Genomic DNA, 25,274 nt, shown 5'->3' with positions numbered 1-25,274 from the left:
TCAGTCGGCCGAACCGGCGCCGTCCGCATTCTGCCCGACCGGGCGGGGCGGCGGCCGGTGAACCCTCCGTGGTTTACCCGCCCTTGGCCCGGTACCGGCGCATCTTCGCGCGCGCTCCGCACACCTGCATCGAGCACCAGCGGCCGCGTCCGGCCGGGCTGCGGTCGTAGTACGCCCAGTGGCAGTCGGCGGCCTCGCAGGCCTTGAAGCGGCTCCAGGTGCCGGCCACCAGCGCCTCCGCGACGGCGGCGGCGACGCGGGCGGTGAGGGAGCCGTCGCGGACCGGGGCGAGGGCGGCGGAGCCGTCGGCCGGGTCGACGGTGACGACCAGGGGGACGGCGGCCAGCAGCCGGCCCAGCGGGGTCACCGCGGCATGCGGCGGATGACCGGCGTGGGCCAGCAGGGCCGCCCGCAGGGACTCGCGCAGCTCGCGGGCCCCGGGCACCTCGCCCTCCGTCAGCCCGAAACGCTCCCGGGCCTCCGGGGTGTCCAGGGAGTCGGCGCCCGTCTCGACGTCCAGCAGCGTGTTCACCAGGGCCTCGACCAGCTCCAGGCCGCCGGGTGCGGGCGGTCTCTCACTCATGCTTGCGACGTTACCCCCCATACGGCAGCATGCGGTAACCGTTACCGGTTACCCGCGCTGTGCGGGTAACCGCAGACCGCTTGCTTCAAGGAGGAAGTCATGGCTGTCGCCGAACTGGGTGTCGTCGTCCTGGACTGTCCCGACCCCCGCGCACTGGCCCGCTTCTACGCCGACGTGCTCGGCGGCACCGTGGAGGGCGAGGGCGACTGGGTCGATCTGAAGCTGCCGGGCGGACAGGCGCTGGCGTTCCAGGCCGCCCCCGGGTTCGTACCGCCGAAGTGGCCCGCGCCCGACGGCTCGCAGCAGTTCCACCTCGACCTCGAGGTGAAGGACCTGGACGCGGCCGAGAAAGCCGTGCTCGAACTGGGCGCGAGGCCGCTGGACGCGGAGGACCGCACCCGCACCTTCCGGGTCTACTCCGACCCGGCCGGGCATCCGTTCTGCCTCTGCGCCTGCTGAGCAACGCCCCACCGGCACCGGGAGGCCCCCATGGCGCCTGCGGCCCGCTTCCGTTCCGCCGTCGTCGTCGGCTTTCCCGAGCCCCACCGTGGGCCGGCCCGCTTCCACGCGTCGGTGGGGGCGGCACGCCCGAAAGGCGGACCCGGACCGGGTGGTCCTCCGGGTGCCGGAGGGCCCGCGCCCGTCCTCCCGGCGGGCGCCGGATCTCACCCCGCCCCGGTGGCCGCGCTCCGGCCGCAACGCCCAGCAGTTCCACAACGGCTTCGACGGCGGGGCGGCCCGGGCGGAGACGGACCCGGCGCACGAGAAGGTGCTCGCGCCGGACGCCCGGCCGCCGGACCCGGAGACCGGGGGAAGGAGGGCTCGGTGGACGCCGGTCCGGCGGGGCGTCCCTTCCGTCCGCCTGTGCCGGATCGGGCACTCCTGCCCCCCGGCCTCGCCGGGGGTCAGCCGTCCAGGTCGGCGATGGTCGCCGTGGACGGCTCCCGGCGCAGCTGGGCGGCCCGGGCGGTGAAGGCCGCGGCGCGCAGTACGCGCTGGGTGTTGCCCCAGGTCAGCAGGGCCACGTCCGCCTCGTCCCAGCCCCGGCGGAGCAGTTCGGCGATGAGCCGGGGGTAGCAGGAGGGGTCGCCCAGCTCCAGCGGGTGGGCGGTGCCGGTGTCGTAGGTGCCGGACAGGCCGACGCTCTGCGGGCCGGCCACCGTGCGGACGTGGTCGAGGTGGTCGGCGACGTCCCGGACGGTCGGACCGGTCTGCTCGGCGGTCAGCGGCACCATGCACAGGCCGCCGGCCGCGCCCAGCTCCACCAGCAGGTCGTCGGGAAGGTTGGCGGGGTGCGGACGCAGGGCGCGGGCGGCTGAGCGGGTGCACAGGACCGGCGCCTTGGACACCGCGAAGGTGCGGCGGACGGTCTCGGCGGAGGCGCCGGAGAGGTCGGCGACGACACCGAGCCGGTTCATCTCCCGGACGACCTCCTCGCCGAACCGGGTCAGCCCCGCCTCGCTCGCCCACGTCACCCCGGACAGCGTCAGCACGCGCAGGCCGAGGGCGTGCAGGGACCGCAGGATGCCGAGGCAGTCGCCGAGGGCGGCGGCGCCCGCGGGGCCGGGCAGCACGGCGACCCGGCCGCAGTTGCGGGCGTCGATGGCCTGCCCCGCGTCGTAGGCCAGGCGCAGCCCCTCCGGGTGGGCGCGCACGACCGTCTTGACCAGGTCGAGCTGCTCCAGCGTGGCGCCGACCGCTCGGTCCCCGTCGATGGACTCGGGCAGGTGCAGCGACCACAGCAACGCGCCCACGTGCCCCTCGCGCAGCCGCGGCACGTCGGTGTCGACGGCGCTCTCGCCCAGCTCCAGGTCGTACCAGGGCAGATGCCTGAGCGCCCAGGGCAGGCCGCTGCAGCCGTCGGCGACGGGATGGGCGGCCAGCACGGCCAGTGCCCGGGTCAGCGGCTCGTCGTCGGGGTCGGACACGGGCGCGTAGGGCTCCGTCGGAACGACCTCCGCGGTGAGCGGCACGGGCAGATCGTCGAGCCCGCCGGCCTCGGTACCGGTGTGCAGGTCGTCCTGGAGGTCTGCCATGGCGGGCTCCGTACGGTCGTCGTGACGTACGGCCACCGTCGCACGGAGCGGAAAGGGCTTCCTGGTGGGTGGGGCGTTCGGGGGTACGGGCGCCCCACCCGGCCGGAAGCGGGGCGGCTCAGCCGCCCGGCTGCCCGACGGCTCGGCCGTCCAGTTGCTCGATGGTCGCGTTGGACGGCCCCCGCGTCGTCTGAAGTCCGCGGGCCACGTCCTCGGCGGCGTCCAGGACGCGGACCGCGTTCTTCCAGGTCAGCTTGGCCAGGTCGGCCTGGGACCAGCCGCGGTCGAGCAGTTCGGCGATCAGGTTCGGGTAGCCGGAGACGTCGCCGAGACCGTCCGGGGTGAAGGGGGTGCCGTCGTAGTCGCCGCCGATGCCGAGGTGGTCGACGCCGGCCACCTCGCGCATGTGGTCGAGGTGGTCGGCGACCGTGGAGACGGTGGCGACCGGGCGCGGGGTGCGCTCCTCGAAGGCGGCGTGGACCTTCATCGCCCCGGGGCTGGTGTCGAGGTGGTGGAAGCCCTGCGCGCGCATGTTCTCGTCGGCCTCGGCCGTCCAGTCCACGGCCGCCTGGAGCACGAACTTCGGCACGAACGTCACCATCGCCACGCCGCCGTTGGCGGGCAGCCGCTGCAGGACGTCGTCCGGGATGTTGCGCGGGTGGTCGCAGACGGCCCGCGCGGAGGAGTGCGAGAAGATCACCGGCGCCGTCGAGGTGTCCAGCGCGTCGCGCATCGTCGTCGCCGCCACGTGCGAGAGGTCGACCAGCATGCCCTCGCGGTTCATCTCCCGCACGACCTCGCGGCCGAAGGCCGACAGGCCGCCGACGACGGGCTCGTCGGTCGCCGAGTCCGCCCACGCGTTGTTGTCGTTGTGGGTGAGCGTCATGTAGCGCACGCCGAGCGCGTACAGCGCGCGGAGAGTGGCGAGGGAGTTGTCGATGGAGTGGCCGCCCTCCGCGCCCATGAGGGACGCGATACGGCCCTCGGCGCGCGCGGCCTCCATGTCGGCGGCGCTCAGCGCGGCCCGCAGCTCCCCGGGGTGGCGGGCGATCAGCTGCCGCACGCAGTCGATCTGCTCCAGCGTCGCCGTCACCGCTCCGGGCAGGTCGGAACGGACGTACACCGACCAGTACTGCGCGCCGACGCCACCGGCCCGCAGCCGGGCCAGGTCGGTGTGCAGGTGGGCGGACTGGTCGGCGGCGATGTCCCGGGCGTCGAGGTCGTAGCGGACCTGCTCGCGCAGTGCCCAGGGCAGGTCGTTGTGGCCGTCGACGACGGGGAACTCGCGCAGCAGTTCGCGGGCCCGGTCGAGGGAGGCGGTGGGGGTCGTGGAGGTCATGGGCGTCACTTCCCGAATCCGAAGCCGGCCGCCGAGCCCTCGACCTTGGTGCGCAGCCGCTTGCCCTTCTCGGTGGCCTGGTCGTTGAGGTCCTGCTGGAATTCGCGCATCCGGCCGAGCAGCTCCTCGTCGTGGGCGGCGAGCATGCGGGCGGCCAGCAGGCCGGCGTTGCGCGCACCGCCGACGGAGACCGTGGCGACGGGGACACCGGCCGGCATCTGCACGATGGACAGGAGGCTGTCCATGCCGTCGAGGTACTTCAGCGGCACCGGGACGCCGATGACCGGCAGCGGGGTGACGGAGGCGAGCATCCCGGGCAGGTGGGCGGCGCCCCCGGCCCCGGCGATGATCGCCTTCAGCCCGCGTCCGGCCGCCTGCTCGCCGTACGCGATCATCTCGCGCGGCATGCGGTGCGCGGAGACGACGTCGACCTCGTAGGGGATCTCGAACTCGTCGAGCGCCTTGGCGGCGGCCTCCATGACGGGCCAGTCGGAGTCCGACCCCATGACGACGCCGACGACTGGACTCACCGGGGTTGCCGGGCTCATTCGGTGATCGTCCCTCTCAGATAGCCGGCAGCGTGACGGGCGCGCTCCAGCACGTCGTCCAGGTCGTCGCCGTAGGTGTTGACGTGGCCGACCTTGCGGCCGGGCTTCACGTCCTTGCCGTACATGTGGATCTTGAGCTGCGGGTCGCGGGCCATGCAGTGCAGGTACGCGGAGTACATGTCCGGGTAGTCGCCGCCCAGGACGTTGACCATCACGGTCCACTTCGCGCGCGGGCGCGGGTCGCCGAGGGGGAGGTCGAGGACCGCGCGGACGTGGTTGGCGAACTGCGAGGTGATCGCGCCGTCCATCGTCCAGTGGCCGGAGTTGTGCGGGCGCATCGCCAGTTCGTTGACGAGGACGCGGCCGTCGCGGGTCTGGAACAGCTCGACGGCGAGGTGGCCGACGACGCCCAGCTCCTTGGCGATGCCGAGCGCCATCTCCTCGGCGCGCAGCGCCTGCGTCTCGTCCAGACCGGGCGCCGGGGCGATCACCGTGTCGCAGACGCCGTTCACCTGCCGGGACTCGACGACGGGGTAGGCCACCGCCTGGCCGTGCGGGGAGCGGACCACGTTGGCGGCCAGTTCGCGGACGAAGTCGACCTTCTCCTCCGCCAGCACGGGCACACCGGCGCGGAAGGGCTCGGCGGCCTCCTCGACGGAGTCCACGACCCACACGCCCTTGCCGTCGTATCCGCCGCGGACCGTCTTGAGAACGACGGGAAAGCCGTCGCCCTCGGCCGCGAAGGCACCCACGTCGGCCGGATCGCTCACGATCCGGTGCCGCGGGCAGGGCACGCCGATCGCGACGAGTTTCGCGCGCATCACGCCCTTGTCCTGGGCGTGCACGAGCGCCTCGGGGCCGGGGCGCACGGGGACACCGTCCGCCTCCAGGGCCTTGAGGTGCTCGGTCGGCACGTGTTCGTGATCGAAGGTGATCACGTCACAGCCGCGCGCGAACTCGCGCAGCGTGTCCAGATCGCGATAGTCGCCGATGACGACATCGTTCACGACCTGCGCCGCTGAGTCCTGAGGAGTGTCACTGAGGAGCTTGAACCTGATGCCCAACGGGATGCCCGCCTCGTGTGTCATACGAGCGAGCTGGCCACCGCCGACCATACCGACTACGGGGAACGTCACACCCCTAGCGTATCGGCCGTGCGGAGCCCACCTGTTTACCGGCCGTTTCCCGCCGGTCCCGGACGCCCGCTCCGGCCTCCCCCGAGTCCGTCCGCAGGAAGATCGCGCGTCCGGGTGGTTAGCATGAACAGATTGACGCCAACCGACGGACGGGGGCCTGCACAGCCATGGGACATGGTTCCTCGGGTGCTCACACGGCTCCCCCCGCGCCCCGCGCCGGGATGCGGGAGCGGATCGGCCGACTGGTTCGGGAGGTCGCGAAATTCGGCGCCGTGGGCGGCGTGGGGGTGCTGGTCAACCTCGTCGTCTTCAACTTCGTACGGCAGGTGACCGACCTCCAGGTGGTGCGGGCCAGCATCGTCGCCACCATCGCGGCGATCGTCTTCAACTACCTGGGCTTCCGCTACTTCGCCTACCGCGACCGCGACAAGAGCCGCCGGACCCGCGAGATGTCGCTGTTCCTGCTGTTCAGCGTGATCGGGTTGGTGATCGAGAACGGTGTGCTCTACACGGCGACGTACGGCTTCGGCTGGGACAGCTCGCTGCAGAGCAACATCTTCAAGTTCCTCGGCATCGGGATCGGCACACTGTTCCGCTTCTGGTCGTACCGCAGCTGGGTCTTCCGGGCGCTGCCCGAGCGTGAGCCGGTGACACGGGCGGAGACGTTCCTGGAGCACGGGCGCCCGGCCGCGGTGCGCAGGGTGGACGGCACTCCGGTGGACGGCGCACCGGCGGGCCGCCGCTGACGGCCGCGTCCGGCGGTGCGCCGACCGCGGTCAGCGCACCGTGTCCTCCGCGCCGCCGGAGGGCCTCTTCGAGGGCGGCGTGCGGGACAGGAACAGGCCGAAGACCGGTGGACGTCCCTGGAGGAGCTCCAGGCGGCCGCCGTCCGCCTCGGCCAGGTCACGGGCGACGGCGAGACCGATGCCCGTGGAGTTGCGCCCGCTGATCGCCCGCTCGAAGATCCGCGCCCCCAGGTCGCCCGGGACGCCGGGACCCTCGTCGGTGACCTCGACCACGGCCTGGTTGCCGGTCACCCGAGTCCGCAGGGCCACGGTGCCGCCGCCGTGCATCAGGGAGTTCTCGATCAGCGCGGCCAGTACCTGGGCCACGGCGCCCGGGGTGCCCACGGCCGTCAGATGGCGCTTGCCGGAGCTGACGATGGCCCGTCCCTCTCCGCGGTAGGCCGGGCGCCACTCGGCGATCTGCTGCTGGATGATGTCGTCCAGCTCGAAGGTGACGGCGGAGCCGCTGCGCGGGTCGCGGGAGTTGGTGAGCAGCCGGTCCACTACGTCCGTCAGCCGCTCCACCTGCGACAGCGCGATCGTCGCCTCCTCCTTCACCGTCTCCGGCTCGTCGGTGAGGGTGATCTCCTCCAGCCGCATCGACAGCGCGGTCAGCGGCGTACGCAGCTGGTGGGAGGCGTCGGCGGCCAGGCGGCGCTCGGCGGTGAGCATCCGGGCGATGCGCTCGGCGGAGGAGTCCAGTACGTCCGCGACCCGGTCCAGCTCGGGGACGCCGTACCGCTTGTGCCGGGGACGGGGGTCGCCGGAGCCGAGGCGTTCGGCGGTCTCGGCGAGGTCGGTGAGCGGGGAGGCGAGGCGGTTGGCCTGCCGGATCGCCAGCAGTACGGCGGCGATCACCGCGAGCAGCGCCACCAGCCCGATGACCAGCAGGGTCCGCCCGATCTCCCGGGTCACCGAGGAGCTGGGCTCCTCGACCAGGACCGTCTCGCCCTCCTCACCGGTGGCCCTGCCCCGGAGGACGTCGCCGGAGGGCTTGCCGCCGACCTCGATGACCGGCTCGCCCGGGATGCGGATCACGGCGTAGCGGGCGTCGCGGATCTGCTCCCGCAGGAACCGCTCGTCGACGGAGCCGGTACCGATGAGCCGGCTGTCGACGATGCTGGCCAGCCGCACGGCCTCCAGGTCGACCCGTTCCTGGGCGGTGCTGCTGATCGTCCGGGTCTCGACGATGACGAGGGAGACGCCGAAGACGGCGATCACGACGAGCACCACGGCGAGCGTGGACTGGATCAGTCGACGGCGCATGTCCTCTTACCCGGGCGGGCCCTCGCGGACCCGCTCAGTTCTTCTCGAAACGGAAGCCCACACCGCGCACGGTGGCGATGTAGCGGGGGTTGGCCGCGTCGTCACCGAGCTTCTTGCGGAGCCAGGAGATGTGCATGTCGAGGGTCTTGGTCGACGACCACCAGGTGGTGTCCCAGACCTCGCGCATCAGCTGGTCGCGGGTGACGACCCGGCCCGCGTCGCGCACCAGCACCCGCAGCAGGTCGAACTCCTTCGCGGTGAGCTGGAGCTCCTCCTCGCCCATCCAGGCCCGGTGCGACTCGACGTCGATGCGCACACCGTGGGTGGCGGGCGGCTGCGCGGGCTCGACCGCACCGCGCCGCAGCAGGGCCCGGACCCGGGCGAGCAGCTCGGCGAGGCGGAAGGGCTTGGTGACGTAGTCGTCGGCGCCCGCGTCCAGACCGACGACGGTGTCCACCTCGTCGGCGCGCGCGGTCAGGATCAGGATGGGCACGGCGTGGCCCTCGGACCGCAGCCGGCGGGCGACCTCGAGACCGTCCATGCCCGGCAGGCCCAGGTCCAGCACGACCAGGTCGATGCCGCCCTGCAGCCCCGCGTCGAGTGCGGTCGGTCCGTCCTCACGCACCTCGACCTCGTACCCTTCCCGGCGCAGTGCGCGGGCCAGCGGCTCCGAGATGGACGCGTCGTCCTCGGCGAGCAGTACACGGGTCATGAGCTGATGGTAGACCGCTCGGCCCAACGCCCGGGGCAAGATCGCCCCGGGGGCCTCTTACCTACGGACAAGCCGGGCACCCGCCCTGTGACCTGCCACGTCGACCCCGGGTTCGAACCTGCGTCTGTGGGGTGCCATCCTGGAATGGACCTTCGAAAGATCGTTCGCGGTTCCATGATTACCTGTGATCCGCGTCTCAAGTCCTTCCATACCGGGCGGTGTCCTGCCGTATGGTGAATCAGCGCCTGTAGCACCCAGCGGACCTTTGGCGACAGTTCGACGCTGAAGGTCTCTTTTGTGTGCGGGCCGGCCCCCACGGCCGGCCTCGAAAGGAATGACCTGTGGCCGGGCCTCACCGCGTGCAGTGACGCGCGCAGAGGCGTGGATCCCGGTGGCCGCCGCCCACCGCTTCGCAATCCGGAGCGGATCCCTCAGGCGTGGGACGGGCGGGGAAGGCCGCCGGTGCCGGCCGCCCCCACCGGGCGCGCACCGCCTTGTGAGCGCGTCCCGACCAGCAAGGATCGACCATGGCGTCCAGCCTGACGAAGGACTCGGTCTCCCCGGGCACCCCCGGCTCCGAGAAGACCTTCTTCGGCCACCCCCGCGGACTGGCCACACTCTTCATGACCGAGATGTGGGAGCGGTTCTCCTACTACGGCATGAGGGCTCTGCTCCCGCTGTACCTCGTAGCCCCGGGCGGCCTCGGCCTCGGCGCCGGCACCGCGACCGCGATCTACTCGGTGTACCTCTCGCTGGTGTACCTGCTCACGATGCCGGGCGGCTGGTTCGGCGACCGCGTCTGGGGGCCCCGCAAGACCGTCGCCATCGCCGGCGGTGTGATCATGCTCGGCCACCTCACGCTGGCGCTGCCCACCTCCGGCACGTTCTACGCGGGCCTCGGCCTGGTCGCCCTCGGCTCGGGTCTGCTGAAGGCCAACATCTCGACGATGGTCGGCCAGCTCTACGACGGCCCCGACGACCCGCGCCGCGACGGTGGCTTCACCGTCTTCTACATGGGCATCAACCTCGGTGCCTTCGCCGCGCCGCTGACCATCGGCACCGTCGGTGAGAGCGTCAACTGGCACCTGGGCTTCGCGCTCGCCGCGGTCGGCATGGGCCTGGGCGTGATCCAGTTCCTGCTCGGCAGCCGCCACCTGGCCCCGCGCTCCAGCACGGTTCCCAAGCCCCTGTCGGTCCAGGAGAAGACCGCCACCCTGCGCAAGGCCGCCTTCTGGGCCGCGCTGGCCGTCGTCTTCTACGCGATCGTCGGCTTCTCCGGCAGCTACACCCTGAACTGGATCCTGGTCCCGCTGACCCTGCTCGGCGTGATCATCCCGGTGCTGGTGCTGACCAACATCAAGCGCGACAAGGCCCTGGACCGCGCCGAGCAGTCCAAGATGTCGGCGTACATCTGGTTCTTCGTCGCCGCGGCCGTGTTCTGGATGATCTACGACCAGGGCGGCTCGACCCTGTCGCTCTTCGCCGACTCCTCGGCCGACAACAGCGTCCTGGGCTGGGACTTCCCGGTCTCCTGGTACCAGTCGGTGAACCCGGTCATCATCATGGCCCTGGCCCCGCTCTTCGCCACGCTGTGGCTGGCGCTCGCCCGCCGCGGCAAGGAGCCGAGCACGATCGTCAAGTTCTCCTTCGGTCTGGTCCTGGTCGGCGCGTCCTTCTTCCTCTTCCTGGCCCCGCTGGGCATCGCGGAGGGCGGACACGAGGCGGCGGCCCTGTGGCTGGTCGCGATCTACTTCGTCCAGACCTGCGGTGAGCTGCTGCTCTCCCCGGTCGGCCTGTCGGTGACGACGAAGATGGCGCCGGTGAAGTACGCCTCGCAGATGATGGGCGTCTGGTTCCTGGCCGTCACCGCCGGTGACGCCACGACCGGCCTGCTCTCCATCGCCGGCGTCGACCTCAACAGGACGGGCATCGTCGCCGCGGAGGCCACGCTCGCCGTGGTCGCGGGCCTCGCGATCTGGATGTACCGCAAGCGCGTCAAGGAACTCATGGGCGACGTGCGCTGAGGCCCGCCGGCCCAGTCTCATCTGTGAAGGGTCACCGCGTCCCGGGTGGACGCGGTGACCCTTCGGCCTTTCCCGACGCCCTCCCGGCGGCGTTCCTGTAGCCCAACCAGGTCTGATCGCCGCCCGCCCCCTGCTCCCTCCGGTGCGTCCACGCGGCCGATGCGCGCCGTACGGACGATGTTGGTGACCGGCGCGTGCCGTGCCGATGGGGCGCGGCGGCGCCGGACGGGTGCGAGAGCGAGGGAGCCGCGATGTCGGAACTGTTCGTCGACGGAGAGTGGACCGGCGCCGTGGGCGGGGCGCGACGGGACGTGGTCAACCCGTTCGACGCGTCCGTCATCCAGCGGGTCGACGAGGCGGGCGAGGCCGACGTGGACCTCGCCGTACGGGCCGCCCGGCGGGCCTTCGACCGGGGCGGGTGGGCGTCGGCCCCCACCCGGGAGCGGGCCGACGTGCTGCTCAGGGTGTCGCGGTTCCTGCTGCGGGACCAGGAGGAGATCGCTCACGTCGAGTCGCTCGACACCGGCAAGACCCTCAAAGAGGCGCGGATCGACGTGGAGGACGTCTCGAACGCGTTCCGCTACTTCGCCGAGATCGCCGACAAGGACGGCGGCCGGGTCGTGGACGTCGGCCCGGACGTGCTCAGCCGGGTCACCTACCACCCGGTCGGGGTCTGCGCACTGATCGCACCGTGGAACTACCCGATGCTCCAGGCGTCCTGGAAGGTCGCCCCGGCCCTGGCCGCGGGCAACACGTTCGTGCTCAAGCCCAGCGAGACGACCCCGCTGTCCACGATCCACATGGTCCGTCTGATCGCCGAGGCGGGGGCCCCGCCCGGAGTCGCCAACCTGGTGCTCGGCCCCGGCTCCACCGTGGGCGCGGCGATGTCCGCCCACGAGGACGTGGACCTGGTCTCCTTCACCGGCGGCCTGGCCACCGGGCGCCGGATCATGGAGGCGTGCGCACCGGGCGTGAAGAACCTCGCGCTGGAACTGGGCGGCAAGAACCCCAACGTGGTCTTCGCCGACTGCGACTTCGACGCCGCCGTGGACTACGCGCTCGACGCCGCGTTCCTGCACTCGGGCCAGGTCTGCTCGGCCGGCTCGCGGCTGATCGTGCAGGACGGGTTGCACGACCGTTTCGTGGAGCGGCTGGCCGCCCGTGCGCGGGCCATCCGGCTCGGCAGCGGCCTGGACCCGGCGACCGAGAGCGGGCCGCTCAGCTCGGCGGAGCACCGCGCGAAGGTCGAGGGGTACCTGGAGGTCGCCCGCGCGGAGGGAGCCCGCCTGGTCTGCGGCGGACGCCGTCCGGACGACCCGGACCTCTCCGGCGGCTTCTTCCTGCTGCCCACCGTCTACGCCGACTGCGACCGCTCCATGCGCATCGTGCGGGAGGAGGTGTTCGGTCCCGTCGTCACGGTGGAACGGTTCCGCACCGAGGACGAGGCCGTGGAACTCGCCAACGACACCCGGTACGGCCTGGCCGGCGGCGTCTGGACCAGCGACGCGAGCCGCGCCCAGCGGGTCGCGGAGCGGCTGCGGCACGGCACCGTGTGGATCAACGACTTCCACCCCTACGTACCCCAGGCGGAGTGGGGTGGTTTCGGCCGCTCCGGGTTCGGCCGGGAACTCGGGCCCACCGGACTGCGCGAGTACCAGGAGGCCAAGCACATCTACCAGAACCTGCGGCCGGCCCCTTCCGGCTGGTTCAAGGGCTGACCGGGCAGGGCGGGAAAGGGCGCGAGAGGACGACGCATGGACGACGAGACGACGACCTACGACTACCTGATCATCGGCGGCGGCACGGCGGGCTCGGTGCTGGCCGCGCGGCTGAGCGAGGACCCGGCCTGCCGGGTGTGCGTGGTGGAGGGCGGCCCCAGCGATGTCGGCGACGAGCGCATCCTGCGGCTGCGCAACTGGATCAACCTGCTCGGCTCCGAGTTCGACTACGGCTACACCACCGAGGAACAGCCGCGTGGCAACTCGCACATCCTGCACTCCCGCGCCCGTGTGCTCGGCGGCTGCTCCTCGCACAACACGCTGATCAGCTTCCTGCCGTTCCCGCAGGACCTCGACGAGTGGGTGGACCGCGGCTGCGACGGCTGGGGACCCGACACGATCCTGCCGTACCGGCAGCGGTTGCAGAACACGATCGTTCCCGTGGGCGCCGCCGACCGCAACGCGATCGCCCAGGACTTCGTCACCGCGGCCGCCACGCGCCTCGGCGTCCCGGTCGTGGAGGACTTCAACGCCCGTCCCTTCACCGACGGCGCCGGCTTCTTCTCTCTGGCGTACGACCCGGAGACCAACATCCGCTCCTCGGCCTCCGTCGCCTACCTGCACCCCGTCCTGGACCGGCCGAACCTGACGCTGCGTCTGGAGACCTGGGCGTACCGGCTGCTGCCCGACGGCGAGGGACGCTTCACCCGCGTACAGGTCCGCAACCCGGACGGCTCCTCCGCCACGCTGCAGGCCGAGGCGGAGGTCCTGCTGTGCGCCGGGGCGATCGACACGCCGCGGCTGCTCATGCTCTCCGGCATCGGCCCCGCCGACCACCTGCGCGACCTGGGCATCGAGGTCCGCGCGGATCTGCCCGGGGTCGGCGAGAACCTGCTGGACCACCCCGAGTCGGTGATGGTGTGGGAGACGCGGGGCCCGCTGCCGCCCAACTCGGCCATGGACTCCGACGCCGGCCTCTTCGTGCGCCGCGACCCGGCGGGCGGCCCCCGGCCGGACCTGATGTTCCACTTCTACCAGGTGCCGTTCACGGTCAACACCGAACGGCTGGGCTACCCCGTCCCCCAGTACGGCGTCTGCATGACCCCGAACGTGCCGCGCGCCCGCTCGGTGGGCCGCATGTGGCTGCGCAACGCCGACCCGGACGCCAGACCGGCCCTGGACTTCCGCTACTTCACCGACCCGGACGGACACGACGAGCGCACGATCGTCGACGGGCTGCGGATCGCCCGTGAGGTCGCGGCCACCGCCCCGCTCAGCGACTGGCTGCTGCGCGAGGTCGCGCCCGGCCCGGACGTGACCTCGGACGCGGACCTGTCCGAGTACGGGCGCCGCGCCGCGCACACCGTGTACCACCCGGCGGGGACCTGCCGCATGGGCGCCGAGGACGATCCGCTCGCGGTGCTCGATCCGCAGCTCAGGCTGCGCGGGCACGACGGGCTGCGCGTCGTGGACGCCTCCGTCTTTCCCACCATGCCGAGCATCAACCCGATGGTGACGGTCCTGCTCGCCGCCGAACGCGCGGCCGACCTCATCACCGCACGGCCGGCCCCGCGGCCCGGGCCGGCCGAAGGAGAGGACCGGTGACTCTTCCCGGACCGCCTGGCGGCGCCGCGGACGCGGGCCCCCAGGAGGGCGAGTCGGAGTTCCGCAAGGAGATGAGCCCGTGGGCGAACTTCGCCCTCGGATTCACCTACCTGTCCCCGGTCGTGAGCACGTACACCCTCTTCGGCACGGCTCTCGCCGAGGGCGGTCCACCGATGATCTGGGCGTTCGTGCTGGCGGGCTGCGGTCAGTTCCTCGTCGCCCTGGTCTTCGGCGAGGTCGTCGCGCAGTATCCCATCGCGGGCGGGGTCTACCCGTGGGCACGACGGCTGTGGGGCAAGCGCTGGGCGTGGATGACCGGGTGGGTCTACCTGTGGGCACTGCTCGTCACGATCACCTCGGTCGCCTACGGTGCCGGGCCCTACATCGCCATCCTGCTCGGCTACCGCGCCACGGTGCACACCACGGTGCTGTGCACGATCGCGCTGATCCTCATCGCCGTGCTCATCAACTACGCCGGTACCAAGGCCCTGTCCTGGGCCGCGCTGATCGGCTTCAGCGCGGAGCTGATCGGAGCGCTCGTCGTCGGCGTCATCCTGCTCACCACGCACCGTTTCCACGGCCTCGGTGTCCTCTTCGACGACTACGGCGCCGCCGGTGACGGCTCGTATCTGCCCGTCTTCCTGGGAGCGGCGATCATCGGCTTCTACCAGTACTACGGCTTCGAGGCGTGCGGGGACGTCGCCGAGGAGGTGGCGCACCCCGGCGAGGTCATCCCCAAGGCGATGCGCCGCACCATCTACGTCGGCGGGGCGGCGGCGACGTTCACCTGTCTGACGCTGCTGCTGGCCGTCGTGGACTACCGGGCGGTGATCGGGGGCGAGGACACCGACCCGGTCGTCCGGGTGCTCTTCGACGCCCTCGGGGAGGCCGGCGCGCGGCTGGTGATGGCCGTGGTCCTGATCTCCTTCCTGTCCTGCACGGTCAGTCTGCAGGCCGCGGCGGGCCGGCTGATCTACTCGTACGCCCGGGACGAGATGATCATCGGTCACCGGGTACTGCGGAAGTTCTCACCGAAGCGCGCGGTGCCGGAGTACGCGCTGCTGCTCGCCGCGGTCATCCCCGCGCTGATCGCGGTGGGCTCGCTGATCTCCGAGGACGCCCTCACCAAGATCGTCTCGTTCGCGATCCTCGGCATCTACGCCGCGTTCCAGATGGTGGTCCTCGCCGCGCTGCGGGCCCGTCTCAAGGGATGGCGGCCGGGCGGCGAGTTCCGGCTGGGGCGCTGGGGCCTGCTGGTGAACGCCGGGGCGCTCGCCTACGGTCTCTTCGCCATCATCAACATCTCCTGGCCACGCACGCCGGACGTCTCCTGGTACGACAACTGGATCGTGCTGCTCAGCGGCGGCGTCGTGCTGGCGGTGGGGCTCCTGTACATGTTCACCACCCACCACTACGGCCGAAGCGACGCGCCGGCGGGGATCGCGATCCCGGACTAGACGGACCCGTCCGCGCTGGTGGGACGGATTCCCGGGGCCGGTACGACCTGCCGGGCCGGGAGGGCCGTACTGCGCCGGTACGGTCCGCCGGGCCGGGATGCCCGTGCTACGCCGGTGCCCCGAGCTCCGCCCACACCCGCTTCCCCGCGACGCCCGGCGTCCGTACGACGCCCCAGTCCAGGCACAGCCGCTGCACGATGAACATGCCGTGACCGCCCGGCCTTCCCGCACGGTGCGGAGTCCGCGGTGCCGGCTGCCCCGTGCCCCGGTCGGAGACCTCCAGCCGGATCACCTTCTTCTCGCAGGCGAGCCACAGCTCGTCCGGCCCCTCGGCGTGCAGACAGGCGTTGGTGACCAACTCGGACACCACGAGCAGTACGTCCTCCGCGGCGGCACGCTGGTCCGCGGTGGCGGAGGGCAGCCAGCCCCAGGCGTGCAGCGCCTCCCGGGTGAAGTCACGGGCCAGCGGGACGACCCCGCTCGCGTCCTCGAAGCTCAGTCTGCGGACCTGCCGCCCGCCGCCGCCCTCGGACGCAGCCGCGGGCGCGGACTCCCCCGGCACGGCAGCCCGCCCGGCGGACACGTCCCCTTCGGACTCCCCGGTCGCGGGCACGCCCCCCTGGGACGCCCCGGAAGCGCCGCTGGGCTCCGGACCGCGGTCGCCCGGCGGGTAGGGCCGGGTGGTGCTCATCAGCGCTTCACCTCACCGATTCACCAGTTCAGGTTTCAAATTCGTACACAGCAAAGTCGTACACAGTCGGTTCAGGGTGTCTCCTGCCCGACCGGACCGTACGAACACCCCTGTATTCGGCACGAAACACGGGGCGGGCGAGAACGCCCGCCCCGGAAGGCGCACGAAACCCTCAGTCGGCCGGACAAGGACCGGCTCAGTCGGATTCGTCGGCCAGCGCGGCCTCAAGCGTGTCGTGAAGGGTGAAGACCGCTTCGGCCCCCGTGATCTCGAACACGCGGGCCACCACCGGCTGCATGGCCACCAGATGCACTCCGCCCCCCGCGGCCTCCGCCTTCAACCGGGCGCCGAGCAGGACGTTGAGCCCCGTGGAGTCGCAGAACTCCAGTCGTGAGCAGTCCACGACGAGCCGGTTGAATCCCTTGGCGAGGCAGTCCTCCAGCGGCTCGCGCAACAGATCGGCGGTGTGGTGATCCAACTCACCCGCCGGGGTCACGACGGCGCTGGGGCCCTCTTCCCTCACCTCGACCAGAAGCCGGCCCGACTGGGCACTGCCGACCGTCCCGCGGTCCATGCCGTTTCTCTCTCCCGAGGTCGTGACTGCTTACTGACGCCCTCGAACACTACGCCTTCCCACGGCACTCCGACACCCGAACAACCGCACACAAACGGACATACCCGCACAGAACACACTTGCGGTCGGCTCGGTAAACCCGGTAGGCCTAGTAGGACACGTAAACCGACACGGCCGGCTTTGGAGGCGCCGCACACCGCAGTGCACGTATTTGGCTTCGGCAGCCGTATGCCGAGAACGATGGAGGACATCATGTCACCCCGGCTCGACGGATCGCGTACCCACCAAGCGACGTCGGCACTCCTTCCGGAACATCTGGATCCCATCGAGCACCATGACGCGGTCGTCGACCACGACGGCGCACTCGCCGGGCTTCCGGACATCCCCGCGTACGACGAGGTCGCTCCGGCGGACGCCAGGGCACTGTCCAAGACCCTCTTCGAGCGGCTGGAAGCGCTGGAGGAAGGGACCCACGAGCACGCGTACGTACGCCACACGCTCGTCGAGCTCAACCTCGCGCTGGTCAAGTTCGCCGCCTCCCGCTTCCGCTCGCGCAGCGAGCCCATGGAGGACATCATCCAGGTCGGCACGATCGGCCTGATCAAGGCGATCGACCGCTTCGAGATGTCGCGTGGTGTGGAGTTCCCCACGTTCGCCATGCCGACCATCATCGGCGAGATCAAGCGCTTCTTCCGCGACACCTCGTGGTCCGTGCGCGTCCCGCGCCGCCTCCAGGAGCTGAGGCTCGACCTGGCCAAGGCCGGTGACGAGCTGGCCCAGCGCCTCGACCGCGCCCCGACGGTGGCCGAGCTGGCCGAGCACCTCGGGCTGTCCAGGGACGAGGTCGTCGAGGGCATGGCGGCGTCCAACGCCTACACCGCCTCCTCGCTGGACGCCCAGCCGGAGGAGGACGACGCGGAGGGCGCGCTCACCGACCGCATCGGCTACGAGGACCACGGGCTCGAGGGCATCGAGTACGTCGAGTCGCTGAAGCCGCTGATCGCCGAACTTCCCTCGCGGGACCGGAAGATCCTCTCCCTCCGATTCGTCGCGGGCATGACCCAGTCGGAGATCGGCGAGGAGCTGGGCATCTCCCAGATGCACGTCTCGCGGCTGCTGTCGCGCACACTCGTACGGCTGCGCAAGGGGCTCACGGTCGAGGAGTAGTCCTCACCGGGTGACGCTTGCCCTCCAGGGGGGTGGTCCGAGACCGGGCCGCCCCCCTTCGGGATCTCCCGGGGGTTCCCGGCGGGTGTTCGCCGGCTCAGACGACGAGCAGCGCGGCCGTCGGCAGCAACGGGACCAGGACGCACAGCAGCCAGAACGAGCGCGGGGCGAGCGCGGTCCGGCGCCGCAGGGGCGCGTTGACGAGCCACCAGATCAGCCCGAACACCGCGACCACCGGGACGACGATCACCAGCCAGAGCGCCATGCCGTCGTTCTCCGTCGGTTCGCGCATGGTCCACCCCGGCTCGGCCAGCGGCCAGTTGACCAGCAGGTACCACACGAGCCAGATCGGCACCACGGCCGGGACGCCGAGCAGCAGGTTCACCAGGAACGGCGCCCACCAGTGTTTCGCCATCCGTCCCGTCCCCCGCTCCCGTCGGCGCTCGTGCGCCCACGCGCGCTCACACCCTACGCACGCCCCGCCGCCACACGCCCGCGACCAGCGGCACACCCGGCCGATAGGCCAGGTGGACGTGGCTCGGGGCGTCCAGGAGGGTCAGGTCGGCGTAGACGCCCGGGGTGAGGCGGCCGACGTCGTCGCGGCGCAGGGCCGCGGCGCCGCCCGCGGTGGCCGACCAGACCGCCTCGTCCGGCGTCATGCCCATGTCCCGTACGGCGAGCGCGATGCAGAAGGGCACGGAGGACGTGAAGGACGAGCCGGGGTTGCAGTCGGTGGAGAGGGCGACCGTGGCACCGGCGTCGATGAGGCGCCGGGCGTCCGGCCACCGGGCGCGGGTGGAGAACTCGGCGCCGGGAAGCAGCGTGGCGACCGTACGGCCGCCGGCGAGGGCGTCCACGTCGGCGTCGGTCAGGTGGGTGCAGTGGTCGGCGCTGGCGGCGTCGAGTTCGACCGCGATCTGGACGCCGGGGCCGTAGGAGAGCTGGTTGGCGTGGATGCGGGGGTGCAGGCCCTTGGCCTTGCCGGCGGTGAGGACGGCGCGGGCCTGATCGCCGTCGAAGGCACCCCGCTCGCAGAAGACGTCGATCCAGCGGGCGTGCGGGGCGCAGGCGTCGAGCATCTCGCCGGTGACGAGGTCGACGTAGGCGGCCGGGTCGTCGGCGAGTTCGGGGGCGACGATGTGGGCGCCGAGGAAGGTGACCTCGTCGGTGTGGCGGGCGGCGACGCGCAGGGCCCGGGACTCGTCGCCGGTTGTCAGGCCGTAGCCGGACTTGGTCTCGAAGGTCGTGGTGCCCTGGCGCAGGGCCTCGGCGAGGTAACGGGTGAGGCCGGCCTCCAGTTCCGCGTCGCTCGCGGCCCGGGTGGCGGCGACGGTGGTGCGGATGCCGCCGGCGCTGTAGGGGCGGCCGGACATGCGGGCGTTGAACTCCTCGGTGCGGTCGCCGGCGAAGAGGAGGTGGGAGTGGGAGTCCACGAAGCCGGGGAGGACCGCCCGGCCGGCGGCGTCGACCCGGTTGTCAGTGGCGGGTGCTTTGCTTGATTCACCGGTCCACGCGACGCGGTCGCCGTCGATGACGACGGCCGCGTCCCGGACCAGACCGAGCGGGGAGTGGTCGCCGAGGGAGGGGTCGTTGGTGACGAGTGCGGCGATGTTGGTGATGACGGTGCTGCTGCTCATGATGTCCGTTGCGTCCTCGTGGGGGCGGGATCGGGCGGTGGTCACGCGCGCAGGGCTTCGACGGCCCGCGCCAGGGCCCGTGGCACGTCGGGTACGAGGGTGTGCGCCCCGTCGCGCACGACGTGCCGCCCGCCCACGATCGTGTGCCGTACGTCCGCCGCCGTCGCGGCGAATACGGCCGTCTCGGCGCCGAGCCCGGGCGGTGGCCCCGCTGTTCTGACCGAGTCCAGCGCGAGCGTCGTCAGGTCGGCGCGGGCTCCCGTCTCGATGCGGCCGGTGTCGTTCCAGCCGAGGGCGGCGTGGCCGTCGGCGGTGGCGGCGCGCAGCAGCGCGGCGGCGGTCCAGTGGCCGCGGGTGCGGGTGCGCAGGCGCTCGTTCAGCTCCATCGCGCGCGCCTCTTCCAGCAGGTCGACGACGGCGTGGCTGTCCGAGCCGAGGGAGAGCGGCGAGCCGGCCCGCTGGAGCGCGGCCGCCGGTCCGATGCCGTCGGCGAGGTCCCGTTCCGTGGTGGGGCACATGCAGGTGCCGGTGCGGCTGCCGCCGAGCAGTGCGACGTCATCGTCGGTGAGGTGGGTGTTGTGGACACCGGTGGTGCGGGGTCCGAGCACGCCGTGGTCGGCGAGGAGCCGGGCGGGTGTGCGGCCGTGGGCGTCCCGGCAGGCGGCGTTCTCGGCGGTCTGCTCGGACAGGTGCACATGCAGCGGGGCCCGCCGTTCCTCGGCCCAGCGCGCCACGGTTGCCAGCTGCTCCGCGGGCACAGCCCGTACGGAGTGGATCGCGGCCCCGATCCGTGCGTGATCCCGTTCCTTGAGAACTGAACAGCGTTCGGCCCAGGCGTCCGCCGTGCCGTCGGAGAAGCGGTGCTGGTGGGTGTCGGGCGGCTCGCCGAAGCCGGAGGACAGGTAGCAGGTGTCGAGGAGGGTGATGCGGATGCCCGCGTCGGCGGCGGCCTCGATCAGGGCGTCACCCATCGCGTTGGGGTCGGTGTAGGGGGTGCCCCCGGGGGCGTGGTGGACGTAGTGGAACTCGCCGACGGTGGTGATGCCGGCCAGCGCCATCTCGGCGTAGACCGCACGGGCGAGGTCGAGGTACGTCTCGGGGGTCAGCCGGTCGGCGACGGAGTACATGGCCTCGCGCCAGGTCCAGAAGGTGCCCGAGCCGATCTGGACGGTGCCGCGCAGGGCACGGTGGAAGGCGTGCGAGTGGGCGTTCGCCAGTCCCGGCAGCGTCAGTCCGCGCAGGATCTCGGCACCGGGCGGCGGGGCGGCGGCACCTTCGCGGACGGCGGTGATGCGGCCGTCCCGTACGTCCAGGGCGACGTCCGGCTCGACACGCGTGCCGAGCCACGCGTGCTCCAGCCAGTACGTCCGGGTCCGCTCGGTGGAGGTCACGTGCAGGCCAGCCCTTCCAGTACGTCGGCGAGTGCGTTCACCCCGGCCACGCAGTCGTCCTCGGCGGCGTACTCGGCCGGGGAGTGCGAGACGCCGGTGGGGTTGCGTACGAACAGCATGGCGGTCGGGACGCGGCCGGAGAGGATTCCGGCGTCGTGTCCGGCGCCGGTGCCGAGCACGGGGACGTTCAGTTCCGCGCCGGTGCCCAGGATGCGGCCGAGTTCGTCGCGCAGGGCGTGGTCGAACTCGACGACGGGCGTGAAGGACTCGCGCTCCACGTCGAGGTCGACGCCGTGGGCGGCGGCGTACTCGCGGGCGGCCTTCTCGATGCCCGTGACCACGGTGTCCAGGCTCGCCTGGTCGGCGGCGCGGGAGTCGAGCCAGCCGCGCACGAGGGAGGGGACGGCGTTGACGCCGTTGGGCTCGACGCCGACCTTGCCGAAGGTGGCGACGGCACCGGCGAGTTCGGCCTCGCGGCGGGCGGCGAGGACGGTCCGGGCGTACGACAGCATCGGATCGTGCCGGTCGGCGAGGCGGGTGGTGCCGGCGTGGTTGGCCTCGCCGCGGAAGTCGAACCGCCAGCGTCCGTGGGGCCAGATGGCGGACGCGATGCCGATGCGGTCGCCGGACAGGTCGAGGGCCCGGCCCTGCTCGACGTGGAGTTCGACGAAGGCGCCGATGCGGGCGAGCCGTTCGGGGTCGGGACCGAGGGTGTCCGGGTCGTACCCGGCGGACTCCATGGCCTGCGGGAGGGTGATGCCGTCGCCGTCGGTGAGGCGGCGGGCCTGCTCGGCGGTGAGCGCGCCCGCGGTGAGCCGGGAGCCGACGCAGGCGAGACCGAAGCGGGCGCCCTCCTCGTCGCCGAAGTTGACGATGCCGAGCGGCCTGGTGAAGCGCGCTCCCCTCCCGCGCAGTTCGTCCAGGGCGGCGAAGGCGGAAACCACGCCGAGGGGCCCGTCGAAGGCGCCGCCGTCGGGCACGGAGTCCAGGTGGGAGCCGGTGACGACGGCGTTCCCGGCGGCCGGGTCGCCGAGCCAGGCCCACTGGTTTCCGTTGCGGTCCGTCTCGTGGGCCAGGCCCCGCGCCTCGGCCTGCTCCTGGAACCAGGTCCGGCAGTCGGCGTCGGCGCCGGTCCAGGCGTGGCGGCGGTAGCCGCCGGAGGCGGAGCTGCGGCCGACCGGCAGCAGCTCCGTCCACATGCTGTGGAAGCTCACGCGCCGTCACCCTCGCGCGCGGCGCCGCCCTCGCGGCCTTCGCGCATCGGCACCCGCACGTCGCGCTCGGCCGCCACCGACTCGGCGATGTCGTACCCGGCGTCGACGTGCCGGATGACGCCCATCCCGGGGTCGTTGGTGAGGACCCGGCGGATCTTCTCCCCGGCGAGCGCGGTGCCGTCGGCGACGGTGACCTGCCCGGCGTGGATGGAGCGGCCCATGCCGACGCCGCCGCCGTGGTGGAGGGAGACCCAGGAGGCGCCGGAGGCCACGTTGACCATGGCGTTGAGCAGCGGCCAGTCGGCGATGGCGTCGGAGCCGTCGAGCATCGCCTCGGTCTCGCGGTACGGGGAGGCGACGGAGCCGCAGTCGAGGTGGTCGCGGCCGATGACGACCGGGGCGGCCAGTTCGCCGCTCGCGACCATGTCGTTGAACCGCTCACCGGCCTTGTCGCGCTCGCCGTAGCCGAGCCAGCAGATGCGGGCGGGCAGGCCCTGGAAGTGGACCCGCTCCCCCGCCATCTTGATCCAGCGGGCCAGCGACTCGTTCTCGGGGAAGAGGTCGAGGACCGCCCGGTCGGTCTTGGCGATGTCGGCGGGGTCGCCGGACAGGGCGGCCCATCGGAAGGGGCCCTTGCCCTCGCAGAACAGGGGGCGGATGTAGGCGGGGACGAAGCCGGGGAAGGCGAAGGCCCGGTCGTACCCGGCGAGCCGGGCCTCGCCGCGGATGGAGTTGCCGTAGTCGAAGACCTCGGCGCCTGCGTCCTGGAAGCCGACCATGGCCTCGACGTGCCGGGCCATGGACTCGCGGGCCCGGGTGGTGAAGCCGGCCGGGTCCTTGGCGGCGGCGTCGGCCATGTCCTCGAAGGCGATGTCGGTGGGCAGGTAGGCCAGCGGGTCGTGGGCCGAGGTCTGGTCGGTGACGATGTCGATGGGGGCGCTCATGGCGAGCAGCCGCGGGACCAGGTCGGCGGCGTTGCCGAGGACGCCGATGGACAGCGGCTCGCGCCGGTCGCGGGCCTCGGTGGCCAGCTGGAGGGCGTGGTCGGGGGAGTCGGCCCTCACGTCGAGGTAGCGGTGCTCGATGCGGCGGTCGATGGCGCGCGGGTCGCAGTCGACGCAGATCACGACACCGTCGTTCATGGTGACCGCCAGGGGCTGGGCGCCGCCCATGCCGCCGAGCCCGGCGGTGAGGGTGATGGTCCCGGCGAGGGTGCCGCCGAACTTCTTCGCTGCGACGGCGGCGAAGGTCTCGTAGGTGCCCTGGAGGATGCCCTGGGTGCCGATGTAGATCCAGGAGCCGGCCGTCATCTGCCCGTACATGGTCAGGCCGAGGGCCTCCAGGCGGCGGAACTCCTCCCAGTTGGCCCAGTCGCCGACGAGGTTGGAGTTGGCGATGAGGACGCGCGGGGCCCACTCGTGGGTCTGCATGACGCCGACCGGGCGGCCGGACTGGACGAGCATCGTCTCGTCCTGCTTGAGGGTCTCCAGGGTGCGGACCATGGCGTCGAAGGAGCGCCAGTCGCGGGCCGCCTTGCCCGTGCCGCCGTAGACGACGAGTTTGTCGGGGTGCTCGGCGACCTCGGGGTCCAGGTTGTTCTGCAGCATCCGCAGGGCGGCCTCCTGCTGCCAGCCCAGGGCGCTCGGCTCGGTACCGCGTGGCGCTCGGACGGGTCGAGGGAGCGACCCGGAGGGCATCGGTCGAGGGTGGTGGCCGGAGACGGGCGGGCGAGGTCCGGACATGGTCTGCCTCCTGGTGGCTGCTCCCGACGGATTTGTTACTGCGGATATTCATATCCTCGCTTTGTGAATAGAACTAGTCAATACGTTCGTGTCCCGCCTCGGACGCGTGCGAGTGTTTGGCTGGATGCGCGGGACAGGCAGCCGGGACGGGCGACGACGGCAAGGAGGAGCGCGTGAGCGACGGCACGGACACGAGCGGTGGCCTCGGCGGCACCGGCACGGGGCGGGCGGCGCGGCGGGACGCGGCGGTGCGGGCGGCGCGTCGGGACGCGGCGGTGCGGGCGGCCGTCGAGCAGGGGCTGCTCGGACCGGAGATCCCGCTCGTCGGGCTGCTGGACGTCACCGGGATACGGGAGTCGGCGGCGGCCCTGCGGGCGGCCTTCGACGCGGTGACGGCGCCCGGGACGCCCGTGCTGCACGCCTTCGCGGTGAAGGCTTCTCCGCTGGTGCCGGTGCTGCGGCTGCTGCACGAGGCGGGCATCGGCGCCGAGGTGGCGAGTCCGGGTGAACTGGCGCTGGCGCGGGCGGCGGGGGTGCCGGCCGGGCGGACGGTGCTGGACTCGCCCGCCAAGACGCCGGGCGAGCTGCGGGAGGCCCTGTCGCTCGGCATCGCCGTCAACGCGGACAGTCCGCAGGAGCTGGAGCGCCTCGACGCCCTCGTGAAGTCGTCCCCCGCCGTTTCCTCGCCCCTGGGGATGCGGGTGAACCCGCAGATCGGCGGAGGTTCCATCGAGGCGTTGTCGACGGCGACGGCGACCTCGAAGTTCGGGGTGGCCCTGCGGGACGAGGGGGCGCGCGCGTGGGTGGTGCGGGCGTACCTGGACCGGCCGTGGCTGACCCGGCTGCACGCGCACACCGGGTCCCAGGGCATCCCGCTGGCCCTGATGGCCGAGGGGGTGCGCGAGACGTACGCGCTCGCCGAGGAGATCAACGAGCGGGCCGGCCGCCGGCAGGTCGACACGCTCGACATCGGCGGCGGTCTCCCGGTGAACTTCGGGTCGGACGAGACGACACCGACGTACGCCGAGTACGCGCGCGTGCTGAGCGAGGCGGTGCCGGGGCTGTTCGACGGACGGTACGGGCTGGTCACCGAGTTCGGGCGGTCGCTGCTGGCCAAGCACGGCACGATCGTGGCGCGCGTGGAGTACGCCAAGAGCGCCGGGGGACGGCCGGTCGCGGTCACGCACGCGGGCGTGCAGGTCGCCACCCGGACGGTGTACGCGCCGGGGGCGTGGCCGCTGCGGATCGCCGCGTACAGCGCCGAGGGGCGGCCGAAGGAGGGACCCGACGTGGTGCAGGACGTGGCGGGACCCGCGTGCTTCGCGGGCGACCTGCTGGCCGTCGGCAGGGCCGTGCCCCTGCTTGAGCAGGGGGACTACGCGGCGGCGCTGGACACGGGCGCGTACTACTTCGCGCACCACTACGCGTACAACTCGCTGGCGCGGCCGGCGGTCCACGGCTTCGCCGCGCAGGGGGCGGCGGGTGTCGCCTTCGCCACTGTGCGCGGGGCGCAGGCCGTCGAGGAGATCGTGGCCGAGGCGGGAGGGGAGTACGTCGACGCGCTGACCGGAGCCTTCCGCCGTGAGGGCGCGGGTGGTGAGTAGGCCGCGCGTTCGCCGTGGCGGGCGCGCGGTTTCCCACGCCCTCGG

The 25,274-nt window shown here is 72.3% G+C and carries 22 protein-coding genes; 8 read left to right on the top strand and 14 right to left on the bottom strand.

What is annotated here, in order from left to right; all coding sequences use genetic code 11:
• Nucleotides 1-73: 73 nt before the first annotated feature.
• Nucleotides 74-583: a CGNR zinc finger domain-containing protein gene (locus ACGFYH_RS27195; protein ID WP_393805799.1), complete on the bottom strand. Its 510-nt coding sequence runs from the start codon at nucleotides 581-583 to the stop codon at nucleotides 74-76.
• 99 nt (nucleotides 584-682) lie between these two features.
• Here ACGFYH_RS27195 and ACGFYH_RS27190 point away from each other — a divergent pair, with 99 nt between their 5' ends.
• Nucleotides 683-1,042 carry a VOC family protein gene (locus tag ACGFYH_RS27190; protein WP_393805798.1) on the top strand — a complete coding sequence of 120 codons (360 nt, stop codon included), beginning with the start codon at nucleotides 683-685 and terminating at the stop codon, nucleotides 1,040-1,042.
• Between the two features lie 446 nt (nucleotides 1,043-1,488).
• On the opposite strand, the gene ACGFYH_RS27185 is transcribed toward ACGFYH_RS27190, so the two are convergent.
• The 4 genes from ACGFYH_RS27185 to ACGFYH_RS27170 all read right to left on the bottom strand — a co-directional run bounded on the left by ACGFYH_RS27185 (nucleotide 1,489) and on the right by ACGFYH_RS27170 (nucleotide 5,642).
• Entirely contained in the window at nucleotides 1,489-2,619 is a 1,131-nt protein-coding gene (locus ACGFYH_RS27185; RefSeq protein WP_393805797.1) for a dipeptidase, read from the bottom strand.
• 118 nt (nucleotides 2,620-2,737) lie between these two features.
• Nucleotides 2,738-3,958, bottom strand: a complete 1,221-nt coding sequence (locus tag ACGFYH_RS27180; RefSeq protein WP_393805796.1) for a dipeptidase — start codon at nucleotides 3,956-3,958, stop codon at nucleotides 2,738-2,740.
• 5 nt (nucleotides 3,959-3,963) lie between these two features.
• Nucleotides 3,964-4,506: a 5-(carboxyamino)imidazole ribonucleotide mutase gene (gene purE / locus ACGFYH_RS27175; protein ID WP_393805795.1), complete on the bottom strand. Its 543-nt coding sequence runs from the start codon at nucleotides 4,504-4,506 to the stop codon at nucleotides 3,964-3,966.
• Nucleotides 4,503-5,642 carry a 5-(carboxyamino)imidazole ribonucleotide synthase gene (locus tag ACGFYH_RS27170; RefSeq protein WP_393805794.1) on the bottom strand — a complete coding sequence of 380 codons (1,140 nt, stop codon included), beginning with the start codon at nucleotides 5,640-5,642 and terminating at the stop codon, nucleotides 4,503-4,505. Before ACGFYH_RS27170 ends, purE begins: the two co-directional genes overlap by 4 nt.
• Before the next feature lie 167 nt (nucleotides 5,643-5,809).
• Between ACGFYH_RS27170 and ACGFYH_RS27165 the strand changes: the two genes are divergently transcribed.
• On the top strand, nucleotides 5,810-6,388 hold the full coding sequence (locus tag ACGFYH_RS27165; RefSeq protein ID WP_393805793.1) for a GtrA family protein: 579 nt from the start codon (nucleotides 5,810-5,812) through the stop codon (nucleotides 6,386-6,388).
• Nucleotides 6,389-6,418: 30 nt separating this feature from the next.
• On the opposite strand, the gene draK is transcribed toward ACGFYH_RS27165, so the two are convergent.
• Together draK and ACGFYH_RS27155 are read right to left on the bottom strand one after the other, a co-directional pair.
• Complete coding sequence (gene draK, locus ACGFYH_RS27160) at nucleotides 6,419-7,693, bottom strand: two-component system sensor histidine kinase DraK (protein ID WP_393805792.1); 1,275 nt, start codon at nucleotides 7,691-7,693, stop codon at nucleotides 6,419-6,421.
• Between the two features lie 34 nt (nucleotides 7,694-7,727).
• Nucleotides 7,728-8,405: a response regulator transcription factor gene (locus tag ACGFYH_RS27155; RefSeq protein WP_393805791.1), complete on the bottom strand. Its 678-nt coding sequence runs from the start codon at nucleotides 8,403-8,405 to the stop codon at nucleotides 7,728-7,730.
• Nucleotides 8,406-8,932: 527 nt separating this feature from the next.
• On the opposite strand from ACGFYH_RS27155, the gene ACGFYH_RS27150 reads away from it, so the two are divergent.
• The 4 genes from ACGFYH_RS27150 (at nucleotide 8,933) to ACGFYH_RS27135 (ending at nucleotide 15,209) form a co-directional block, all read left to right on the top strand.
• Nucleotides 8,933-10,429 (top strand): oligopeptide:H+ symporter, encoded by a 1,497-nt coding sequence (locus tag ACGFYH_RS27150; protein ID WP_393805790.1) that lies wholly within the window; start codon nucleotides 8,933-8,935, stop codon nucleotides 10,427-10,429.
• A 251-nt stretch (nucleotides 10,430-10,680) separates the two neighbouring features.
• Nucleotides 10,681-12,147, top strand: a complete 1,467-nt coding sequence (locus ACGFYH_RS27145; protein ID WP_393805789.1) for an aldehyde dehydrogenase family protein — start codon at nucleotides 10,681-10,683, stop codon at nucleotides 12,145-12,147.
• A 36-nt stretch (nucleotides 12,148-12,183) separates the two neighbouring features.
• On the top strand, nucleotides 12,184-13,752 hold the full coding sequence (locus tag ACGFYH_RS27140) for a GMC family oxidoreductase (protein WP_393805788.1): 1,569 nt from the start codon (nucleotides 12,184-12,186) through the stop codon (nucleotides 13,750-13,752).
• A complete protein-coding gene (locus ACGFYH_RS27135; RefSeq protein WP_393805787.1) occupies nucleotides 13,749-15,209 on the top strand; it encodes an APC family permease in 1,461 nt (486 codons plus the stop codon). Before ACGFYH_RS27140 ends, ACGFYH_RS27135 begins: the two co-directional genes overlap by 4 nt.
• A gap of 106 nt (nucleotides 15,210-15,315) precedes the next feature.
• Here the strand turns inward: ACGFYH_RS27135 and ACGFYH_RS27130 are convergent, their stop codons facing one another.
• On the bottom strand, nucleotides 15,316-15,900 hold the full coding sequence (locus tag ACGFYH_RS27130; protein WP_393805786.1) for an ATP-binding protein: 585 nt from the start codon (nucleotides 15,898-15,900) through the stop codon (nucleotides 15,316-15,318).
• Between the two features lie 196 nt (nucleotides 15,901-16,096).
• Nucleotides 16,097-16,474: an STAS domain-containing protein gene (locus ACGFYH_RS27125; RefSeq protein WP_055417279.1), complete on the bottom strand. Its 378-nt coding sequence runs from the start codon at nucleotides 16,472-16,474 to the stop codon at nucleotides 16,097-16,099.
• 240 nt (nucleotides 16,475-16,714) lie between these two features.
• Between ACGFYH_RS27125 and ACGFYH_RS27120 the strand changes: the two genes are divergently transcribed.
• Entirely contained in the window at nucleotides 16,715-17,641 is a 927-nt protein-coding gene (locus ACGFYH_RS27120; protein ID WP_393805785.1) for an RNA polymerase sigma factor SigF, read from the top strand.
• A gap of 97 nt (nucleotides 17,642-17,738) precedes the next feature.
• Here the strand turns inward: ACGFYH_RS27120 and ACGFYH_RS27115 are convergent, their stop codons facing one another.
• The 5 genes from ACGFYH_RS27115 to hutU are packed head-to-tail and all read right to left on the bottom strand — an operon-like array spanning nucleotide 17,739 to nucleotide 23,580.
• On the bottom strand, nucleotides 17,739-18,056 hold the full coding sequence (locus ACGFYH_RS27115; protein WP_393805784.1) for a hypothetical protein: 318 nt from the start codon (nucleotides 18,054-18,056) through the stop codon (nucleotides 17,739-17,741).
• 46 nt (nucleotides 18,057-18,102) lie between these two features.
• Nucleotides 18,103-19,278: an imidazolonepropionase gene (gene hutI / locus ACGFYH_RS27110; protein ID WP_393805783.1), complete on the bottom strand. Its 1,176-nt coding sequence runs from the start codon at nucleotides 19,276-19,278 to the stop codon at nucleotides 18,103-18,105.
• A gap of 41 nt (nucleotides 19,279-19,319) precedes the next feature.
• A complete protein-coding gene (locus ACGFYH_RS27105; RefSeq protein ID WP_393805782.1) occupies nucleotides 19,320-20,669 on the bottom strand; it encodes a formimidoylglutamate deiminase in 1,350 nt (449 codons plus the stop codon).
• Nucleotides 20,666-21,883, bottom strand: a complete 1,218-nt coding sequence (locus tag ACGFYH_RS27100) for an allantoate amidohydrolase (protein WP_393805781.1) — start codon at nucleotides 21,881-21,883, stop codon at nucleotides 20,666-20,668. Before ACGFYH_RS27100 ends, ACGFYH_RS27105 begins: the two co-directional genes overlap by 4 nt.
• Nucleotides 21,880-23,580, bottom strand: coding sequence for a urocanate hydratase (gene hutU, locus ACGFYH_RS27095; protein WP_393805830.1), 1,701 nt, complete (start codon nucleotides 23,578-23,580; stop codon nucleotides 21,880-21,882). Before hutU ends, ACGFYH_RS27100 begins: the two co-directional genes overlap by 4 nt.
• 218 nt (nucleotides 23,581-23,798) lie before the next feature.
• Between hutU and ACGFYH_RS27090 the strand changes: the two genes are divergently transcribed.
• A complete protein-coding gene (locus ACGFYH_RS27090; RefSeq protein ID WP_393805780.1) occupies nucleotides 23,799-25,229 on the top strand; it encodes a diaminopimelate decarboxylase in 1,431 nt (476 codons plus the stop codon).
• The last annotated feature ends 45 nt before the right edge of the window (nucleotides 25,230-25,274 follow it).

Source organism: Streptomyces sp. NPDC048392 (assembly GCF_043200575.1).
Lineage (GTDB): Bacteria > Actinomycetota > Actinomycetes > Streptomycetales > Streptomycetaceae > Streptomyces.
Note: the sequence above shows the minus strand (reverse complement) of the source record. Positions and strands in the feature narration are given on the sequence as shown.

Bases quoted from the DNA above. Each gene is read 5' to 3' on its own strand.
- ACGFYH_RS27140 (WP_393805788.1), top strand. From the start codon at position 12,184: ATGGACGACGAGACGACGACCTACGACTACCTGATCATCGGCGGCGGC.
- purE (WP_393805795.1), bottom strand. From the start codon at position 4,506: ATGAGCCCGGCAACCCCGGTGAGTCCAGTCGTCGGCGTCGTCATGGGG.
- ACGFYH_RS27180 (WP_393805796.1), bottom strand. From the start codon at position 3,958: ATGACCTCCACGACCCCCACCGCCTCCCTCGACCGGGCCCGCGAACTG.
- ACGFYH_RS27145 (WP_393805789.1), top strand. From the start codon at position 10,681: ATGTCGGAACTGTTCGTCGACGGAGAGTGGACCGGCGCCGTGGGCGGG.
- ACGFYH_RS27195 (WP_393805799.1), bottom strand. From the start codon at position 583: ATGAGTGAGAGACCGCCCGCACCCGGCGGCCTGGAGCTGGTCGAGGCC.
- ACGFYH_RS27185 (WP_393805797.1), bottom strand. From the start codon at position 2,619: ATGGCAGACCTCCAGGACGACCTGCACACCGGTACCGAGGCCGGCGGG.
- ACGFYH_RS27165 (WP_393805793.1), top strand. From the start codon at position 5,810: ATGGGACATGGTTCCTCGGGTGCTCACACGGCTCCCCCCGCGCCCCGC.
- ACGFYH_RS27125 (WP_055417279.1), bottom strand. From the start codon at position 16,474: ATGGACCGCGGGACGGTCGGCAGTGCCCAGTCGGGCCGGCTTCTGGTC.
- ACGFYH_RS27190 (WP_393805798.1), top strand. From the start codon at position 683: ATGGCTGTCGCCGAACTGGGTGTCGTCGTCCTGGACTGTCCCGACCCC.
- ACGFYH_RS27115 (WP_393805784.1), bottom strand. From the start codon at position 18,056: ATGGCGAAACACTGGTGGGCGCCGTTCCTGGTGAACCTGCTGCTCGGC.
- hutI (WP_393805783.1), bottom strand. From the start codon at position 19,278: ATGAGCAGCAGCACCGTCATCACCAACATCGCCGCACTCGTCACCAAC.
- hutU (WP_393805830.1), bottom strand. From the start codon at position 23,580: ATGCCCTCCGGGTCGCTCCCTCGACCCGTCCGAGCGCCACGCGGTACC.
- ACGFYH_RS27150 (WP_393805790.1), top strand. From the start codon at position 8,933: ATGGCGTCCAGCCTGACGAAGGACTCGGTCTCCCCGGGCACCCCCGGC.
- draK (WP_393805792.1), bottom strand. From the start codon at position 7,693: ATGCGCCGTCGACTGATCCAGTCCACGCTCGCCGTGGTGCTCGTCGTG.
- ACGFYH_RS27130 (WP_393805786.1), bottom strand. From the start codon at position 15,900: ATGAGCACCACCCGGCCCTACCCGCCGGGCGACCGCGGTCCGGAGCCC.
- ACGFYH_RS27120 (WP_393805785.1), top strand. From the start codon at position 16,715: ATGGAGGACATCATGTCACCCCGGCTCGACGGATCGCGTACCCACCAA.
- ACGFYH_RS27155 (WP_393805791.1), bottom strand. From the start codon at position 8,405: ATGACCCGTGTACTGCTCGCCGAGGACGACGCGTCCATCTCGGAGCCG.